The organism is Enterococcus sp. DIV1368d (assembly GCF_050542975.1).
Taxonomy (GTDB): Bacteria; Bacillota; Bacilli; order Lactobacillales; family Enterococcaceae; genus Enterococcus_D; species Enterococcus_D casseliflavus.
Genome location: NZ_CP172939.1, coordinates 3,411,102 through 3,429,701, shown reverse-complemented (window position 1 = coordinate 3,429,701; position 18,600 = coordinate 3,411,102). Strand labels below are relative to the sequence as shown.

Here is an 18,600-nt window from a genome sequence, read left to right as displayed (position 1 = left end):
GTATCAATAGTATTATAGTAAATATGAAAGGGGTTTACAATGAAACCGCCATCAAAGTTTTGGCTGTATTTAAGTGTGGTCGCTACCTTATTCATTACACTGATTGGACTTATTTTTACCTTTACAAGTTATAAAAGCGCACAAAGACAAGCTGAAACCGTCGGGTTGCGGCAGTTAGAAACGGTCAACCAAGCGGCGATCAAGCTGATCAGCCGTAGTATCGAATCGTACCACATGGCTCTTGCCAATTATGCCGATGACCACCTCGAAGGTGCCGCCTTGGCTGATTTGCAGCGCCCCTTAACGTTACCAGTAATCAATTCCGCGAACAATGCCATGGTCGGATTGTTTTTGATCGACCAAACGGGGCAGGTCATCGCCCAAAATACCGTAACGGCGGTCAATAAACCAGAAGACCCGCCGGTGCAAGAATTGTTATTCAAAGACCCATCCTTAGACAAAGTATTGGCAGGACGACAAGTACAAAATGGGCAAGTCTATTTTGATGGCAAGCAGGCCTATTTAAATGTGTATCAGTCCTTAACCCTTGACGACAAAGAAGCGGTTCTTGTGATGCCTTTGAATCTGCAGCGCATGTATCATCATGAATTTACCACCGATCGCAATGTTTCCGGCTATACGATGGTCAAAAACGCCGATATGCGGATCGTTATGCACCCATCGGACGAACAAATTGGTTTTTCCATCGTTGAGAGCCGCAAAAAAGAATTTCCAGAGCTGGATTTCACCGATCTTGAGCGCTTGGAGCAAGAACAAATCGACAATGAAGAAGGCACCTCCGTCTATTATTCTTATTGGTGGAACGAAGAAACACTGCAAAAAGTGCTGAAATTGGCTGCTTATCAATGGATCACCATCGGCGACAGTCGGCTGATCGTCGCTAGCAATGCCGATTTTTTGGAGCAAAGCGGTCTCTTCTTACAAGACAACTTGATTTTGATCGGCCTACTGGGTTTGTTGTTTGTCATTATGATTTTATTGACCGTCCTGATCAAAAACTACATGAAACGCAATCAAGCCTATGTCGAAAACCAAGCATTGAAAGAACGACAACGGCTGTTAAAAGAAAAGCACGAAATCGAAAAAAACATTTTGCAAGAATCAAAACTGGAAACCATTGGCTTGCTAACGACCTCAATCGTCCATGACCTTAACAACTTTTTGACGCCAATGATTGGTCATCTGCAATTGCTGATCGAGGAAAACCAACACGATGAAGTCTTAGTGGAGGACTTGCAAGAAGTCTGCAAAGCGGCGGAAAAAGGCAAAGAGTTATCCAGCAATGTGCTACGTTTTTCGAAACTCGAAAGTGCCGATAAAACTGTGCAGTCGATCACTACTACCTTGACAGAAGCCATCGATACTATGCGCGCACTGTTGCCAAAAGCCTTTTCCCTTACGTATGATATCCAAGAAGTAGGATATGCCGTCTACGAGAAGATCGATCTGCAAGTCATTATTTACAATTTGTTGATGAATGTGTACCAAGCAAATGCCGATTGCAGCATTCGATTGAGTCGCACTTCGACAGAAAGCGCCACCTTTCCGTTTCGTAAGCAAGCTTTCTCCGCACAACAGGAGTTTGCTTTGATCGAAATCGTCGACAACGGTCCCGGCATACCAGAAGCGATCCAAGAAAAAATCTTTACCCGCTTCTTCACGACCAAGAGTGCCACTGGCGGTACTGGTCTAGGACTCTTTACTGTCTCTTCGATCGTGGAAAAAAACGACTGGTTGATCGATGTTACAAGTACGCCTAAAGGAACCACCTTTTATATTGGTATTCCTCTAACTGATCCCGAAAAAGCCACTGAACTCAACTGATCCGACGGGCTAGTTTCAGTGGTCTTTTTCTTGGGCATGCTGGAAGGCATTGATTTTTTGCAGGACTAGCAAGACCAGTACCAAGACAAAAATCGCTAGAGCAAAAAATAGGGCATCGTTCGCCATGCCTTGCGTCAACAATAGCTCGCGCAAAATCGCAGTAATACTGATCAAAATCAAGTAACGGACGGGAATATGGTGTCCGTCCTTCATATACCGCAGCAACATCAAAATGATTTCTAACAAAATGAATAACGTGGCAATTTCTTCAATCAAAAAGGACAGGTGGGGCGCTTCACTTAAAGGAAAGAGCGTCGTGCTGATCATAAAAATCGCTTTTCCCATAAAAATCAAGACGACAACGACTAAGATCGCTAACATGCTATCAATACAGATACTGATCACTCGCTCGAACATCCGGGTCAATTTTTCCATTTGCCACTCCATTTCTGCTTTTTCTTTTATTATACAAAAGAAGGCGCAGGACAAAGAGAAAAGAACAGTGAAAGAACAATCGCGGCAATATCTTTTTGACCGCGAACTTAACGGTCATTCTATGAGCGGGACCTTTGTGGCAGCTTTGAATAGAAGAAAGTAGCGAGGAAAATATAGTATCTTTTTCCAATAAAATTAGAAAAAGATGAGAATGGATAGTTAAAATATACACAAATTATTACGAGACACTTAGTTTCTTTTTTTGTTACAATGGTTAAATAAAATAGAACTCTGTTGAAACGTTGCTTAAACAATGTTTTTATCGCTATCGAATAGAAAAATAGTCCGATCGCAAGATGTTTACCATTGTTAATAAAGTAACAAGTTAAGCAGGGTTCGCAAGAAAAATGCTTCTTTTCTTATCATATATGACGGGGATCAGTGAGGAGAAAAGAGCAAGAAAAACGGAGGGAAACAAATGAAAAAAAGTGGATGGTCAAAATGGGTGATTGGGGCAGCCTCATTATTGTTGCTTAGTGCATGTGGTGCCGATGGCGGTACAAAAGCCAGCAGCAGTGCGGCAAGCTCTTCTTCAGAAAGTGAAGTCACTTCAGGTGCTTCCCAACAAGAGTATACCGATCCAGCAGAGTTAAAAGATCAATATGATATCGTCATCGTTGGTGCTGGCGGTGCAGGGATGGCAGCAGCCTTGTCGGCTAAAGATGCTGGAATGAATCCAGTCATTTTAGAAAAAATGCCGATCGCAGGCGGAAATACCTTGAAATCTTCTGGCGGAATGAACGCATCAGAAACCAAATTCCAAGAAGCCCAAGGCATTGAAGATTCGAATGAACAATTTTTTGAAGATACCCTTAAAGGTGGTAAAGGAACCAACGATCAAGAATTGCTGCATTATTTAGTAGACAACTCTGCTTCAGCGATTGATTGGTTGGATTCAATGGGGATCACTTTAGACAATATCAGTTACAGCGGCGGTGCCAGTGTAAAACGGATCCATCGTCCTCACGACGGTTCAGCAGTCGGTACGTATTTGGTGGATGGCCTGTTGAGAAACATTCATGAGCAAGAAATTCCTTTATTTGTAAATGCTGATGTGACAAAAATCAATGAAACAGACGGCAAAGTCACTGGCGTCAACGTGAAAATCAATGGCGAAGAAAAAGAAATCGCTGGTGATGCAGTGGTTGTTACTACTGGTGGTTTTGGCTCCAACAAAGAACTGATCGAAAAATATCGTCCAGATCTGAAAGGCTATGTCAGCACGACTTCTGAAGGAAGTACAGGCGATGGCATCAAGATGATCGAAGAATTAGGCGGCGCAACGGTTGATATGGATCAAATCCAAGTCCATCCAACAGTGGTTCAAGATACAGGTATGTTGATCAGTGAAACCGTTCGTGGAGAAGGCGCCATTTTGGTGAACCAACAAGGAGAACGTTTCTACAATGAATTAGAAACCCGCGACAATGTTTCTGCTGCTATCACAGATCTGCCAGAAAGCTATGCCTACTTGATTTTTGACAATGCGTTAGCAGGCAGAGCCAAACAAGTCGATTACTACAAAGAACAAGGTGTAGTGGTAGAAGCCGACACCATCGAAGCCTTAGCTGAAAAAATCGATGTCGATCCAGCAACCTTGAAGAAAACCTTAGATACATGGAACCAAGCAGTGGCAGACAAAGCCGACAAAGATTTCGGTCGTGAAACGGCGATGGACTATGATCTGACGGAAGGGCCATTCTATACGATTCAAATCGCACCTGGGATCCACCACACAATGGGCGGCGTCAAAATCAATACGAAGACCCAAGTATTGAAAGAAGATGGCACACCAATCACTGGCTTGTATGCAGCAGGTGAAGTGACCGGCGGTATCCACGGACAAAATCGAATCGGCGGCAATGCTGTAGCCGACATTATGGTCTTTGGTCGCCAAGCAGGCGCGCAATCCTCTGACTATGTGAAAGAAAACGGGAAATAAGCGGCTGTTTTTTCCTAAAAAAGACCGTATATAAAGAAAGAAACTTGGAACGAATCCTCTTAAGCGATTAGGAGGAGAATCGTTTCAAGTTTTTTTGTATTTCTCACTGAAAGGACGGAAAACTAGTCATTATAATCTTATAATGATTTAGTCGTTTATCATACATATATAAATAAACTATTTTTAAATAGAGGGTTTGCTTTTCACTGAATCGGAATCAAGGAATAAACTGATAAGTTTGGTTTATTCGATGATAAAAAATTTTAGGAGGCAGAGTATGAAAAACGCATTGGTAAAATGGTCGGTCGGGGTGGCAATCTTACTTGGAGGGACCTTGTTCTTCACGGGGAAACAAGTATTTGCTCATGGTTATGTGGAATCACCGATCAGTCGGGGCTATCAAGGGTCTTTGGATCGCAATACGTTAGGGTGGAGCGCTGCGTTTGAAAAATATGGCAATGTCATTTCAAACCCACAATCATTGGAAACCAAAAAAGGCTTTCCAGAAGCAGGACCAGTAGATGGTCGCATCGCTTCGGCAGATGGTGGACTCGGACAAATCGGGGACTTTGTTCTTGATGAACAAGGAACCAATCGTTGGACCAAACAAGACATCAATCAAGGACCATTGCGGGTCAACTGGCATTATACAGCGCCTCACAAGACCACAAAATGGCATTACTATATCACGAAACCAGGATGGGATCAAAACGCGCCACTTTCAAGAGATAGCTTGGAATTGATCGCTACTGTGAATCACGATGGATCGGCTGCCAGCAATAGCCCAAGCCATACCATTACCATTCCAGAAAATCGTCTCGGTTACCATGTCATTTTAGCGGTCTGGGATGTTGCCGATACGCCAAATGCCTTTTATAACGTGATCGACGTTAACGTTTCTGGTTCAACAGTCATTCCTGAAAAACCAGCAGCACCGGCAAATGTCCGATCAGAACGAGTGACTAGCAGCACGGTGGCTTTAGCATGGAACGGTCAAACCGATGCGAAAGAATACAACGTGTATCGTGATGGTGCCTTAGTGGCAACGACTACTGAGCCAACCTTTACCGACACGCAATTAAAAGCCAACACGACCTATAGCTATCAAGTAGAAGCAGTCGGCTTTACGGCGTTAGTTTCAGAAAAAAGTGCTGCAGTGAAAGTGACTACCTCAGCAGACAATCAAGTCGAAACCCCTTCGACACCAGGAAACCTACACCAAATGAGTGTGACAGACAGCAGCGTGTCCTTAATGTGGCAAGCATCCACTCATACAAATGGGATCGCTGGATATGATGTTTACCGCAATGGCGTCAAAATCGCTACAGCCACAGGAACAACCTATGAAGACACGAATCTAGCAGCGGATACAACCTACAATTACCAAATCAAAGCAATCAGCAAAACGGGCGAACAATCCGCCTTTAGTAACCAGCTGAGCGTGAAAACCAATACCAAAGAAGAAACGGAAACACCTGGAGGCGGGGAGTCAGAATACCGTGTGTGGAAACTAGGTACTTTCTCTTCACCAGAAGTGTATACAAGCGGTGAAAACGTGAGCCATAAAGGCAGCAACTATGTCGTGATCAACACCCACTCAAATTACGGGGACACAACATGGTCTCCTGATCAAGCACCAACCTTGTTTAAGAAGCTGTAACCCTTGAATGAATCAGTAAAGCAAGAGCAGTGCGGAGGCACTGCTCTTTTTGACTCTTTTATGAGGAAATGATTGGACCTTTGTTTGATTCGTGCAACCAATTGGCCGAATTCGTTTGATAAATGCAAAAAAGTGCTGCTATGCGTCATGCACAGCAGCACCTGTTTTTTTGTTTTAGATCAAGAATAGAAGAAACGGATCAAGATCCCACCTAAAATCAGCACGATCGCACCACATAAACGGTTGGCCATTTGGGCAAAAGCAATCATTTCCATTCTATCAGAGGCAGACAATACAGCGATATTGCCTGTTCCCCCCATGGAGTTGTTGATCATACCGGCGCCAATTGCGGTTTCAACGGGGTACATCCCCAATACCATCCCGAAGAACCAGCTGGCAGCCCCCATAGATACGACACTGGTTAGGCAAAGCACGACAAATTGCCAAGTAAAGGCAGATGCCAATGTTGACAGATCAATCAATGCCAAACCAATCCCCGCCAAGACCGCATGGGTCAAATTCGTCATCACAACATTGTTGAACATCACCACAGAATCTTCAAGTTTCTTAGGGACAATGTTCAAGGCTTTCAGAATAAAGACAATCACGATCATAAAGGCATACTCGTGAATTTTAGGGAAAAAGTCACTTAAAATCGCACCAACGACCAACAGTGAGAAGGAAAAGAGCATCCCGACCCCGATTTGTTGGGCATCAAGCGTAATTTTTGGTTTTTCTAATTCTTCTTTCGTGGCATTAATCAAGGTGCCATGGCCATTGTATTTGGTTTTAGCAAAAGCTTTGGCGATAAATAAAGCACCAATAATGGCAAGAATATTCCCGAAAGTAACTGCTGGCGCTAATTGAGAAAAGATGGCAGCTTGATTGCCGTTTGCCAAGCCATCGGCATAAATTTGTGAAAGTGGGGTGATTCCCGCTCCCATCCCGCCAGACATCATTGGTAGAGATACATACATCACCGAATCAGCAAAGCCATTGCCTAGCAGCATACCGACAAGGCCGACGGAGAAAAAGCCTACTACCATAGTGATCAAAGCAACGGGAATGAATTTCGTAGAAGCTTTCACCAACAAATTACGGTTCATCCCTAAAATCGAGCCGCAAATCAAAGCGGCAATATAGAAATCAAGAAAGCCAAAACCGCCCCCCATGAAGTCACTGACCGCGTCAATGACTTTCGTGGGTACGAGATGGAAGGAGGCTAAAAGGGTGGCACCAAGCAGGGTAAAAACTGACCCGCCGCCAAGATAAGAATTCATGATCGGGAGTTTTTCCCCAATGAAATACAGCAGGTGTCCTAAGGCAACCAGTAAAATGGTGATCCCAACCATATTTAATGGCAACTTGTCTAAGGCAATCGCACTGAATATGACAACCATGAAAAAGAGATACAAGGGAAGACTAATTCCCGAAATCGTCATCGTTTTTAATTTATTCATTTTTCAGACCTTCCTAGTATGTTGGATACCATTTAAGATTTTGGACAGCTTTTGCCATATCGGTTTCTTGCGCTTGGGCTAGTCCTTGTTCTTTGGCTTTATTGGCAACTGCTTCAGCCACTTTGATAGAAACGTCCGCAACGTATTCAAATGGTGGGAGAACAGGTGCACCGGGTTGGCTCAAATCAACCAAACCACTTAATGAGTGAGCAGCGGCACCAATCATTTCGTCGGTCAAGAGAGAGGCTTCTGAAGCCAACATACCTAACCCTAGACCAGGATAGATCAAGGCGTTGTTTGCTTGACCGATTTGGTAGTCGACTCCTTTGTATTGGATCGTTCCTGAAGGGACACCGGTTGCCACAAAGGCTTTTCCATCAGACCATTCGATTACTTGTTCAGCCGTTGCTTCTAATTTTTTGGTTGGATTAGAGATAGGGAAAATCACTGGACGAGCTGTGTTTTCACACATCGCTTCCACAACTTCTTTGGTAAAGGCACCGGCATTGGTTGAAGTACCGACCAAAATCGTTGGTTTTGCGACTTTAATGACATTGATCAATTGCGTCATATCGCCAACATTGGCAAAGTCAGCCCGTTTTTTGGCAAATGGTTTTTGTGCAGGAGTCAAATCGGACATATCATCGAACAAAAGCCCTTGTTTGTCAACCATAAAGAAATGATTGTAGGCTTCTTCTTCTGAAAGACCTTCGCTGACCATTTCGGCATGGACTCGACTGGCAATCCCAGCACCAGCGGAACCACCGCCATAACATAAGTAGACTTGATCCGTTAATTTTTCACCTGTAATATCTAATGCGCCGAAGATACCGCCCAGTACAACGATTCCCGTTCCTTGGATATCATCATTGAAAGTTGGAATCGATTGTTTGTATTTGTCCAAAATCGTTGCAGCATTTGAACGGCCAAAGTCTTCCCAATGCAAGTAAAGTTTAGGGAACAATGATTCTGCCGTTTGAACAAATTGATCGATGAATTGGTAGTAAGCATCACCGTAGACACGTTCTTGACGATTGCCTAGATACAAATGATCCTCTAACAATTCTTTACGGTTGGTCCCAGCATCGATCACGATTGGTAAAACAGAAGCAGGGTCGATCCCAGCAGCTGCTGTATAAATCATCAATTTACCGACAGAAATATCGACACCTTGGACACCCCAGTCACCAATCCCAAGAATTCCTTCAGCATCTGTGGCTACGATCAAGCGAATGTCCCGATCGCCAGCGGCGTTTTTCAACGTTTCTTCGATGTTTTCTGGATGATTGATATCTAAGTATGCTGCATATTGAGGATCAACGAATAGGCGGCTGTAATTTTCAATGGTATCAGCAATCGTTGGATCGTAGACGATCGGATTGAATTCAACGATATGTTGGTTGAACAAATAGTAGAACAATGTCCGATTGGTATTAAAGATCTCCATTAAAAAGTGACGTTTTTCAATGTCGGATTCTTTGGTGACATATTGCAAATAGGCTTGTTCTGCTTGTTCTTCGATCGTTTGCACGTGAGGGGGCAATAAACCGATCAACCCTAGTTCTTTTCGTTCTTCTTGCGTAAACGCGGTTCCTTTGTTTAAAAATGGGTTATTTAAAATGTCATGTGCTTTCATTATGTTCCTCCAATGGATATATTTTGAGTACTCGTTCATTTCCATTAGCTACTTTAATCCTCGGACAGAATTATAGTCAACTATCGGTGGTATAATAAAAATTATTTATAACAAAACCGATGCGAGCTTGAATCGGCTAAGGGAGAAATCAGACGATGAACATACGAGATTTAGAATACTTTAACGCTTTGGCAGAGATGCTTTCTTTTACGCAAGTGGCGCATAAATTTGCTGTCAGTCAACCAACCGTCAGCTACGCTATCAAACGCTTGGAAGAGCATTATGGCTGTGATTTGATCGCTCGAGAAGCCTCTCATCGCTCCATCTCATTGACGACAGAGGGGGAAATTTTGAAGGCTCATGCGCAATATATCTTAGATGAATTTGTGACCTTGGACCGAGCCATCGACCATGCTAAAAACAATCGGACCCACATCGGTTTGCCGCCAATCATTCGTTCCAAAGTCTTTTCAAAACTCTTAGATGAAAAAGAGATCATCCGCTTTATTTCGAATTTCCACTTAGTATCTGGGGGATCCAATGAATTGCTTTCGAAACTATTATCAGGAAAAATCGATTTTAGCTTGCTGGGCAGTGTCAATCCCCTCGTCCACCCGAATCTGCAGGTGAAGTTGCTGCATCAACAAGAGTTTTTTATCTTTGTGTCAAAAGAAAACCCATTGGCAGAAAAAAAGGAAATCTCATTCGAAGAAGCTGCCGAATATCCCTTTATCCTATTGGAAAAAGGCTATACCCATATGCGGGCCTTTCAGAATTTAAGTGAGAAATCAAAGAAGAAGCCAGAAGTCCCCTTTTATTTTTCAGACGTCCAGACGATTGGCCAGCTGGTCAGTTCCAATATCGGCATTACCTTGATGACGGAATTTCCCGTGTTTCAAGAAATGGAAGGCATAGTGAAAATACCATTGGTCCCTGAAGATAAGGAAATCTTTTATATTCAATATGCCTATTTAAAGAGTGCGATGTTGAATCAAGAAGTCCAGAAGTTGATTAGGATCTTGGATGAGCTGTCTTGGGAGGAGGAAGGGTGAGGAATGGGGATTTCTTGATGTAAGGGCAGAGAAAAAATGGACGTTTGGGGAGGGGTAACCGTCCTAACTTGGAGAAGTATTTGGTTCACTAATGGTGTTTCAGAATCAGGGAGAACTACTACCAGTATCAAAAGAGGACTTTGGTTTGACACTTATTATTATACATGGAGTTACAGAGTTTGGTAAGAAATCTAATACTACTTTATTCCTTCTATTGCAAACAGAAGGAATTTTTCTTTTTTAGAAAAAATGATCGTCTTGTCTACAAATACGACAGATAAAAAAATAGAAACCCTGAAAACAATTTTTGCTCAAGATACCATAATTTCAGCTGTTAGACATATCATAAAGTTAAGCACTGAAAGAAACTATAGAATTTAGCTGAATTTATATATAATGCTATTTTTAAACCGAATCGTTTCATAAATAGTGTGTTTTATAAATTTATTGAATAAACTTATTTGTATTTTGTTATTGACTTTTAATGTTTTTATATGATATCGTTTTATTATGAAATAATGAATAAAATATAATGTGCAAGGAGGAAATAATGGAAATGATTAGTGTTGCTAAAAAAAGTATCAAAGGATTATTTTTAGTTGGTGTTGTATCATTAGGTATTATTGCGTATCAACCCAATTCCGCTGTAGCGTCAGAAGCTACGTCTGAGTTTTCTGGTGGCTGGATAGAAGGAGAAGGGGAGTTTGGAAACAAACCAACAAATGCAAACTCTTTAATTTCAGCAAGAGCAAAAGATTTCTATCATAATAGTGGGAACAAGAATGTTACTACCCGACAAAAAACTGGATGGGCTGAGACTTACTGGCGTAATGTTTACCACTATTCTCGTGTGCAGCTAAAAGCCCCTATACTTAAAGATGTACGTGTAGATTCGGGAAGAAAATACGGGCAAGCTTATTCATATGCTGAAGCAACAGGGGTTCGAGATCTAGTAACTTATACTTACTGGGGAAGCTGATTGCTAAAAAAATCTAATGTTCGAATTAGGATACCCAACTCTTGAAGTTGGGTATATTTATTTAGGCCGATTAATTCAATAAGCGCCAAAGGTTATGCTAACATTAGGAAAGAGAAAAGAGGGAATTTTTTGAAAAGAACACTTTTTTTCGTAACAAATCTAATTTTTCTGATTGCAACACTCATAAATGCTTTTTCCTTTTTTTATTTTTTTTATCAAAGTAATTTAGACTTTGTTTCCAATAATTTTACGTCTAAAGAGTCAGTACGTCTTATTGTTAATAATAATCTATCTTCCGAAACATGGGGAAATTTGCTAGGTGATCAAAAGAAAATGCTTGTTGTAAAAAATTTAGAAAGTAATTTTTACTATAAAGCAATCTATACTAACTACGACTGGTATCTTCCACTTTCTGAGGGGAGAAACTTTGTTAAAGAAGATTTCTATGATGGGAAGAACAGAGCGATTGTCGGAAAAGAATTGGCTTCTAAAAATAAAAACAATGTAAATATTGAAGGAAAAAATTACGAAGTCATTGGCGTATTAGACGGATCCTATTCAAAAAATTTAAACAAAACGGCTTTAATTAACATTGATTCACTGGAAGGAACTCAAACTCAAGGTGTTTATCAAATTAACTCAAATGAATCAGCGATGGAAAAAGTAAAAAAACATTTGATCAATGATATTTCCGCCATTACGTATTCCGATGATACCAAAATATATAATGCGAAAAATACAGAAGGCAATAATAATTTGTTGCGCTATTCTTTTCAAATACTCTGCTTGTTAGGGGTAGGAATTTGTATATTTTTCTACCTTACTTTATCTCAATCTACAAATTATTTAAAAAAAATTATAGGGATATCTAGAAATACGGTTCTTATAGAAGAGATAAAACAGTTATTAGCTGTATGGTTGGTTGAGAGTGTTCTAGTTTTAACTATTCTATATTTTCCTTTTAAAAAATATATTTATGATTCGATACATTCATTTACAACTAATTATATATCTTCTCAGTTTCTTATCATATGTAGTGCAGCTACCCTATTTATTCTTCTTTTCTTGAGAAATTGGAGGAAGCTTGATGAAATTTAGTAATTATCTGTCAGAGATTTTTGAATCTGTTAAACGAAAAAAACATTTGTTATTTTTCTACAGTTTGTTTTTGTTGTTTTCATTTCTAACACTTTCAGTTTCTAATGTTATGTCACAAGAAAATAGTAATGAAGAGAAAAGGATCTCCACTGGAGATACTAAAACGTTCAAGTTAGTTGATAATCTAATTGGAGAAGACGAAGAGAACTTTTTAAAAAATCTTCAGAGTGTAAATTACCTCTCGTCTATGTATAACGAATTATTGGGAAGCACAATAGGAGAATACCAAGTGATTGGAAGCCAAGGTATAAACTATTTAGAGGAAAACAATTTGGATACTCAGTTTATTGATAACTATGAACATATTGTTAATGTTATTGATAATATGAGTAGTGATGAAATTCCATATAAATCACTGCAAATAAACAATAAGGTGCTTCAACGTTTTAAACTTAGGTTATCACAAGGAAATTTGTTCTCACAAGAGGATTATCAATACAATGACAATAAAATTTCGGTGATATTAGGAGACAATTATTCAGAATACTTTTCTGTTGGAGACAAAATTCAAATTTCTTATTTATTTAAGAATTTCGAAGCTAAAGTAATCGGTTTTGTTGAAAAAGGGGAAAGAATTGTTTTTAATGAGTATGATGATTATGTATTAGATGATCGTATTATTCTTCCTTTCATCGAAAAGGCTCCCCAACAACTAAATAAAGAAGATTTTTCATTTTTTCAAAAACATTTTTTAAACGGAATTAATGGATACTATCAGGTGCCTGATTCTTTATCGCAAGAACAAATGTATAAATTCGTGAATGAACTTTCTCAGCCTTACCAAGTTGGTACAATTGATTTGATAGGAGAATCAGGATTTCATCTATCTTCTATTCTATATACGATCACTAAAAACAATAGGTTACTAAAACTAGTTGCTTATTTTTCAATTGTTGTATTAATAGCGGTAACGATAGTATTTTCTTACTTAGAAATGTTTCGTGATAAAAAGGTTTACCATTTACATTTGTTTTTAGGTGCTACAAAAAAAGAAATTCGCCAGTACTTCCTTGGAGAAAAAATATTACTTTTATCTAGTGTTGTAATTATCAGTGTGATTATAACCAATTACTTAGGGGTAGTTACCAGTAGCTTTCTGATATCATTACTATGCCTGGCGTTATTACTATTTTTATTATTTTATCTCTCAGTAACCATAATTCTTAAGAAATGGAGAATTACAAATGATTAGTATTCAAAACGTTGCACTTCAAATAAAAGATGGTCGGAATAAAAAAGAACTTTTTGAAAATCTTAACTTAACTTTAAATGAAGGCCAAAAAGTCGCAATCATGGGAAAAAGCGGCAGTGGCAAAACAACATTGTTAAAACTAATTGCGGGATTGATTAAAGCAGAAACAGGAGCTATCATTTTTGATGGAAAGAATTTAAGCAGTATGAATGCGAATGAGCGAAGCTTCAATCGTTTAAGGAATATTGGATTTATATTTCAAGATAATCCGATGATTGAAAGTAAGAATGTTTTTGAAAATATTGCTTTACCACTAAAATATTTAGGTGTGGAGAAAAAAAATGTGGAGAAAAAAGTTCATGTTATGTCAAAGCGCTTAGATATTTCACACTTACTATCTGAGAACCCTAGCTATTTATCTGGCGGTGAAAAACAAAGAGTAGGAATTGCTCGAGCACTGATTACTGATCCAAAACTTATTTTGGCAGATGAACCAACTGGTTCACTAGATTCAGAGACAGAATTAATGGTATTAGATATTTTTCAAAGAATTGAATGGAATAATACGAGCTTTGTAATGGTGACACATGACGCTTCCGTAGCAAATATTTGCGATGAGCTATACATGTTAAAAGATAGAAAACTAGAGAATTTTCAAGACTTTAGAAATATCTAAAATAATTTTGAATTCTACTATCAGCCGTAGCAAGAGATATTACCAGCGAATTTTGAAATTGATTTAATTCATAATGGAAGGGGTCAGAAACTTTTTAGTTTTTGATACGCGGGTAAACTCTCGGTATAATAGGCTTGAGATCGTTCCATAAATTTATTTCATAAAGTTAAGGGGATTTTGCATGATTTTAGATAACAATTTGGGTTTAACCAATCAAGCTACGTTAGACAAGGCTGAAGAAAAACTCAGCAAACAAAAAGCGAAGGAATTATATGATTCTGGGAAAATAAATGAAAGCGAAGTAGGTTCATTCCCTGTTGTACTAAGCAATCAGTCTTTATGAATTTGATTTTGAAATTAGGAGAAATTCGGATAGTATTTCTACTTGGAATGATTGTAAAAGGAGAGTACAGAGAAGTTTTTCTCGGTATTCTCCTGCTTTTTTTGAGAACAGAAACAACAAGCTTATGCCATGCACCCATTTTCTAAGAGTGAGTAAAAAAGTAAACCAAGCTCATTATTGTTGCATATGCAACAATAATGAGCTATTATAGTGCTAGATAGGGAGGGGATAGTTCGTGGAGGATATACTTCGTGAGATAGGTTCGATCAGTAGAATGTTGGAATCCATTGCTAATATTGAATTTAAAGAGGTTCAACTCAGTAAAGGACAATACATTTACTTAGTTCGTATATTTGAAAATGAAGGAATTATTCCTGAACGATTAGCCGAACTCATCAAAGTTGATCGCACGACTTTGTCCAGGGCAGTAAAAAAGTTAGAGGAAAATGGGTTCATTCTAAAAGAGTCAGACAAAGAAAATAAAAAAATCAAACACTTATACACAACCATCAAAGGAAAACAGGCGGTTCAATTAATCATAAGAGAAAATAACTATTCAAATAAAGTAGCGATTCAACAGTTATCTGCTTTAGAAAGAAAAAATCTTGCGGAAATGCTGGCAAAAATAAAATCTTCGGTAGAAGTTGATTGGGTCAACGTCAAGAATGGGATCAAAAGAGACTATTGAACGAATAGCGCCGCTAGGGAGATTGGCTCTGATTGAATGTACATTCATGTTACCTAGGAAAGGAAGCACAGGTAGCTGATATTTTGTTAAAAAGGATATAACGAGGATGTCTGCTGAAAAAACAAAGAGCCTGAAAAATAAAGGACAGGAAGTTGTTCAAATAAACTTAGTAGGAGTGTAGAGAAAGTGAAGAAAATAATGATCGATCAAGAATTTTGGGCGCTGTTTCCAGAAGCACAAATCAACTGCCTTGTTGTAAAAAATATAAACAATGTTGCCGATGCTGCACAAGAAACGTTTTTTACTGACTTGCTAAAAAGTAGTAAAGAACAAGCAAAGCGCTACTTAACGACCGATACCTTCAGTGAAAATCAGGTGATCCAAGAATGGCGAAGTGCTTTTCAGCAATTTAAAACGAAAAAAGGGGTACGCTCTTCCATCGAAGCACTGTTGAAACGGGTGAATCAAGACAGAGAATTTTCTCCCATCAATCCCCTAGTAGATATCTATAATAGTATTTCCTTGAAATATGGTGTCCCTTTAGGTGGAGAAGATCTCGATACAATCGTTGGCGACCTTCATTTAGGCGTTGCAAAAGGCGGCGAATCCTTTTTCCCTTTAGGTGCAGAAATTGACTCCCCAGCCTTGGCAAATGAAGTCATTTATTATGATGAGAAAGGTGCGATTTGCCGATGCTTGAATTGGCGGGAAGCCCAACGTACGATGCTAACAGAAGAGACCACCCATGCTGTTTTATTCATTGAGTCGATCAATGAAACGCAACGGGCTCGGGCGAATGAAGCAATCAAAGAATTAAGTCTGTTGATTCAAGAGTATTTTAACGTAACAGGTGATGATTATGTGCTAAGTAAAGAAAGTCCTGAAATCATTTTGTAGGGATGAGCTTGTTGTCTATAGGATAAGATTGATTTACTGAATGCTTGAAAAATTCTAATAGAGAGAAAATCTACTATTATCAAATTTTCTTGAAAAACGAGAGAGGGACAAAACTGAGAAGTTTTTGTCCCTCTTTTAGTCATTTGCACATGTTTCTAATTTCTGATTTAACTGTGTCTCATTGGACAATATTTAGAAGGTAATCAGAATAGGTTTCCTATAATGCACAGCAACTATTGTTGTAAGGAAGGATTCGGTAGTATGTTTCAGGCAAATCGCCAGAAATAGCTAAAAAGCCACTCTATTCTACTCTCTTTTTCAAGAATTCCTGTTAAATGGTAGGTTTTATGTCAAAATGAAAGGTAGAAATGAATGAGGAGTGGTTGATATGAAAGAAACGATATTAGCAATGAAGCTGAAAGAATATAGAGAAAAAAACAAGCTAACGCAAAGTAGGCTAGCAGAATTATTAGAAGTAAGTGACAAGACGATCTCAAAATGGGAGTTAGGTGCTACGTACCCTAGCAAAAAAAATATGATCAAAATAGCCGAAGAATTGGATATTTCATTAGAAACATTACTTTTGGAAGAAACTAAGAAAGACAATGAGGATCTAAAAGTAAGCATCAAGTATGGGGTGATTAGTTTTTGCTTGATCTTTTTTGTCACGATGATCGTAACTTCATTCAATCAAGACTTCAGCACGATTATGAATCTTTCTATTCAAGAAAAGTTAGGAGTATTTTTAACCACCGCTTTAAAATTATTGAGCATCTCTGTGCCGCCAGCGATCATCATTGGCTCCGCGTTTTATTTTTATATCTTCCCAAAAAATAAAAAGGAGAACTAACCATTTCCTCGATTTCGACGGAAATGGTAGATTAGGGTATAGGAATCAAGTCATGGACAGAAAAACGGCATTTTAGGTTCAGTACGACTAGTGTAAAAAGCGTGTAAATTTTACAAGAAGGAGAGAGCAGGATGGGATTATTTGGTAAAAAGAAAGAAGTCAGAAATTTAACGAAGGAAGAAGAAGCAGAAATCAAAGAAGAAATGGCACGACAAATGCTTTCAAAAAACGAAAATGATATTGGTATGGTCAAGAAAATCAAAGACCTGACAAACATGAGTACAGGACAAGCGAAAGAGCTATTCCTGAAATTCAGGGATGAGTTAACCGAGAGATAGCGGATAGGGAATCAGCCAACAACAGCCTTTCAAATGCGAGGCAGATTCGCTTCATTGACAGTTTATGCGGTTGAAAAGGATACGTCTTCTGGTCAGTCAGTATTACAAAATTCGGTTACGCCATAGCACTTCTATTACAATCAATTTTTCTTCAAATGGAGGGGCACAACGATGTCAAAAGATTTAAAAAAGGTTTACAGTATTACGATTATTCAGGTAGTGATTTACGTGATTGCATTAGCCATGGCTTTTCTCAATCGTGGGATCTCACCGAACTGGCCCTTCTACTTGGTCCTAGTAGGAATATTAGGAGGATTTTTTATCCCCAAAAAATATCGCTCACAATTTTCTTCGACTGCTCCGGGTATTTTTTTAAAGAACCGTACGCGACGTACAGAAAATATAATCGAACTGACCGTCACTTGTTTTGTCATTTTTCTGGTTATTTATTTAAATATTGTCTAGAGGGGGTGTGCCTATAGAGAATATGAAAAAGAAGTAACTGTTAGTGTTTGTAGATCTTTATTTACTTTAGTTGATGTAGAAAAAAGTTGAATAGAGCATTATGTATTCTTTACGAAGTGCCATTTATAAATCGGTAAATTGATTTGTATTCAATAGATCGAAAACCTCTCATCCATTTGAGAGGTTTTTTTAGCGAGACAAAAAACAATCACGAATCAAAAACTGAACAGCGGTTGGTCACGTTGCGTATTCTTACGAATGTTGTAACAACCCATTTACGTATCTTCCTTTAGCGTAAAGAAATAAATTAGATCACGGCAATCCGCACCGTGCTTTTTTTATTTTGAAACGCTTTTTATAGAAATGTACAACATTCTCTATTCTTTACCAACAACCGCTATTCTCCGAGCTGTCACCACAATTAAGATAATATTGGAAGTTATAAATCGATTGTATCCGTCATTTTTAAAAACGAGAATTTAATGGAGTTTATAGATATTTTCTTTATCAAAGAATATATACCAGTTTTTCACTCCGTTCCTTAGGTGTGAGTAAATCGATATCAATATAGTGTCGGATAACCACACAGTCAGTCAAGAACCTATGAAAAAAGTAAACAATATACATGGTTCTAAAACACCATTCTCGTGCACTGTTATACCAAAATGTCAGTTCTCTAGTGAGAAGCATCCAAAGTCTGCCGTTCTAATATTTTAATCCCATGAAAAAAATAGAAATTCCTATACACACAAAAAAAGGATAATAGAAAAAGTACGATTATTGTTTTTGATTAAATAATTATATGGATGAGAGGTTTAAGATGAAGAAATAATCGATAGTAAGGCCCTTTGAATTGTAGGTTACGCACTTTTAAGATACACATTATAAACCATAGCATTTAGCAAATAATTTTATGTAATAACC

The 18,600-nt window shown here is 38.7% G+C and carries 16 protein-coding genes and 1 pseudogene; 14 read left to right on the top strand and 3 right to left on the bottom strand.

Going from position 1 to position 18,600, the window contains the following annotated elements; translation table 11 throughout:
* The first annotated feature begins 39 nt into the window (after positions 1 to 39).
* Positions 40 to 1,845 carry an ATP-binding protein gene (locus IGJ44_RS16220; protein ID WP_430605974.1) on the top strand — a complete coding sequence of 602 codons (1,806 nt, stop codon included), beginning with the start codon at positions 40 to 42 and terminating at the stop codon, positions 1,843 to 1,845.
* 15 nt (positions 1,846 to 1,860) lie between these two features.
* Here IGJ44_RS16220 and IGJ44_RS16215 read toward each other — a convergent pair whose 3' ends face one another.
* Positions 1,861 to 2,280 (bottom strand): phosphate-starvation-inducible PsiE family protein, encoded by a 420-nt coding sequence (locus tag IGJ44_RS16215; protein WP_008381850.1) that lies wholly within the window; start codon positions 2,278 to 2,280, stop codon positions 1,861 to 1,863.
* A 478-nt stretch (positions 2,281 to 2,758) separates the two neighbouring features.
* On the opposite strand from IGJ44_RS16215, the gene IGJ44_RS16210 reads away from it, so the two are divergent.
* Together IGJ44_RS16210 and IGJ44_RS16205 are read left to right on the top strand one after the other, a co-directional pair.
* On the top strand, positions 2,759 to 4,282 hold the full coding sequence (locus IGJ44_RS16210; protein WP_074536237.1) for a flavocytochrome c: 1,524 nt from the start codon (positions 2,759 to 2,761) through the stop codon (positions 4,280 to 4,282).
* 277 nt (positions 4,283 to 4,559) lie between these two features.
* A complete protein-coding gene (locus IGJ44_RS16205; protein WP_074536235.1) occupies positions 4,560 to 5,942 on the top strand; it encodes a lytic polysaccharide monooxygenase in 1,383 nt (460 codons plus the stop codon).
* 179 nt (positions 5,943 to 6,121) lie between these two features.
* Here the strand turns inward: IGJ44_RS16205 and IGJ44_RS16200 are convergent, their stop codons facing one another.
* Positions 6,122 to 7,402 (bottom strand): 2-hydroxycarboxylate transporter family protein, encoded by a 1,281-nt coding sequence (locus IGJ44_RS16200; protein WP_005230514.1) that lies wholly within the window; start codon positions 7,400 to 7,402, stop codon positions 6,122 to 6,124.
* 13 nt (positions 7,403 to 7,415) lie between these two features.
* Positions 7,416 to 9,077, bottom strand: a complete 1,662-nt coding sequence (locus IGJ44_RS16195) for a malolactic enzyme (protein ID WP_276526192.1) — start codon at positions 9,075 to 9,077, stop codon at positions 7,416 to 7,418.
* Between the two features lie 116 nt (positions 9,078 to 9,193).
* Here IGJ44_RS16195 and IGJ44_RS16190 point away from each other — a divergent pair, with 116 nt between their 5' ends.
* From IGJ44_RS16190 to IGJ44_RS16140, 11 genes and pseudogenes are all read left to right on the top strand, one after another.
* The gene (locus IGJ44_RS16190; RefSeq protein ID WP_430605970.1) at positions 9,194 to 10,090 is read left to right on the top strand and encodes a LysR family transcriptional regulator; all 897 of its coding nucleotides are present in this window, start codon (positions 9,194 to 9,196) and stop codon (positions 10,088 to 10,090) included.
* A 550-nt stretch (positions 10,091 to 10,640) separates the two neighbouring features.
* Entirely contained in the window at positions 10,641 to 11,069 is a 429-nt protein-coding gene (locus tag IGJ44_RS16185; protein WP_074536230.1) for a hypothetical protein, read from the top strand.
* Positions 11,070 to 11,198: 129 nt separating this feature from the next.
* Positions 11,199 to 12,167, top strand: coding sequence for an ABC transporter permease (locus IGJ44_RS16180; protein WP_010748916.1), 969 nt, complete (start codon positions 11,199 to 11,201; stop codon positions 12,165 to 12,167).
* Positions 12,157 to 13,419, top strand: a complete 1,263-nt coding sequence (locus tag IGJ44_RS16175) for a hypothetical protein (protein WP_074536228.1) — start codon at positions 12,157 to 12,159, stop codon at positions 13,417 to 13,419. The genes IGJ44_RS16180 and IGJ44_RS16175 overlap by 11 nt, the downstream gene beginning before the upstream one ends.
* Positions 13,412 to 14,095, top strand: a complete 684-nt coding sequence (locus IGJ44_RS16170; protein ID WP_010748918.1) for an ABC transporter ATP-binding protein — start codon at positions 13,412 to 13,414, stop codon at positions 14,093 to 14,095. Before IGJ44_RS16175 ends, IGJ44_RS16170 begins: the two co-directional genes overlap by 8 nt.
* 181 nt (positions 14,096 to 14,276) lie before the next feature.
* Positions 14,277 to 14,408 (top strand): annotated as a pseudogene (locus IGJ44_RS16165) (mobilization/cell filamentation-like protein); the annotation flags it as partial.
* 265 nt (positions 14,409 to 14,673) lie between these two features.
* Positions 14,674 to 15,126 (top strand): MarR family winged helix-turn-helix transcriptional regulator, encoded by a 453-nt coding sequence (locus IGJ44_RS16160; RefSeq protein WP_010748920.1) that lies wholly within the window; start codon positions 14,674 to 14,676, stop codon positions 15,124 to 15,126.
* Positions 15,127 to 15,312: 186 nt separating this feature from the next.
* Positions 15,313 to 16,023, top strand: a complete 711-nt coding sequence (locus IGJ44_RS16155) for a B3/B4 domain-containing protein (RefSeq protein ID WP_010748921.1) — start codon at positions 15,313 to 15,315, stop codon at positions 16,021 to 16,023.
* 388 nt (positions 16,024 to 16,411) lie between these two features.
* A complete protein-coding gene (locus tag IGJ44_RS16150; RefSeq protein WP_010748922.1) occupies positions 16,412 to 16,873 on the top strand; it encodes a helix-turn-helix domain-containing protein in 462 nt (153 codons plus the stop codon).
* Between the two features lie 131 nt (positions 16,874 to 17,004).
* Positions 17,005 to 17,211, top strand: a complete 207-nt coding sequence (locus tag IGJ44_RS16145) for a hypothetical protein (protein WP_005230526.1) — start codon at positions 17,005 to 17,007, stop codon at positions 17,209 to 17,211.
* Between the two features lie 171 nt (positions 17,212 to 17,382).
* Positions 17,383 to 17,676: a hypothetical protein gene (locus IGJ44_RS16140; RefSeq protein ID WP_074536226.1), complete on the top strand. Its 294-nt coding sequence runs from the start codon at positions 17,383 to 17,385 to the stop codon at positions 17,674 to 17,676.
* Positions 17,677 to 18,600 lie beyond the last annotated feature (924 nt).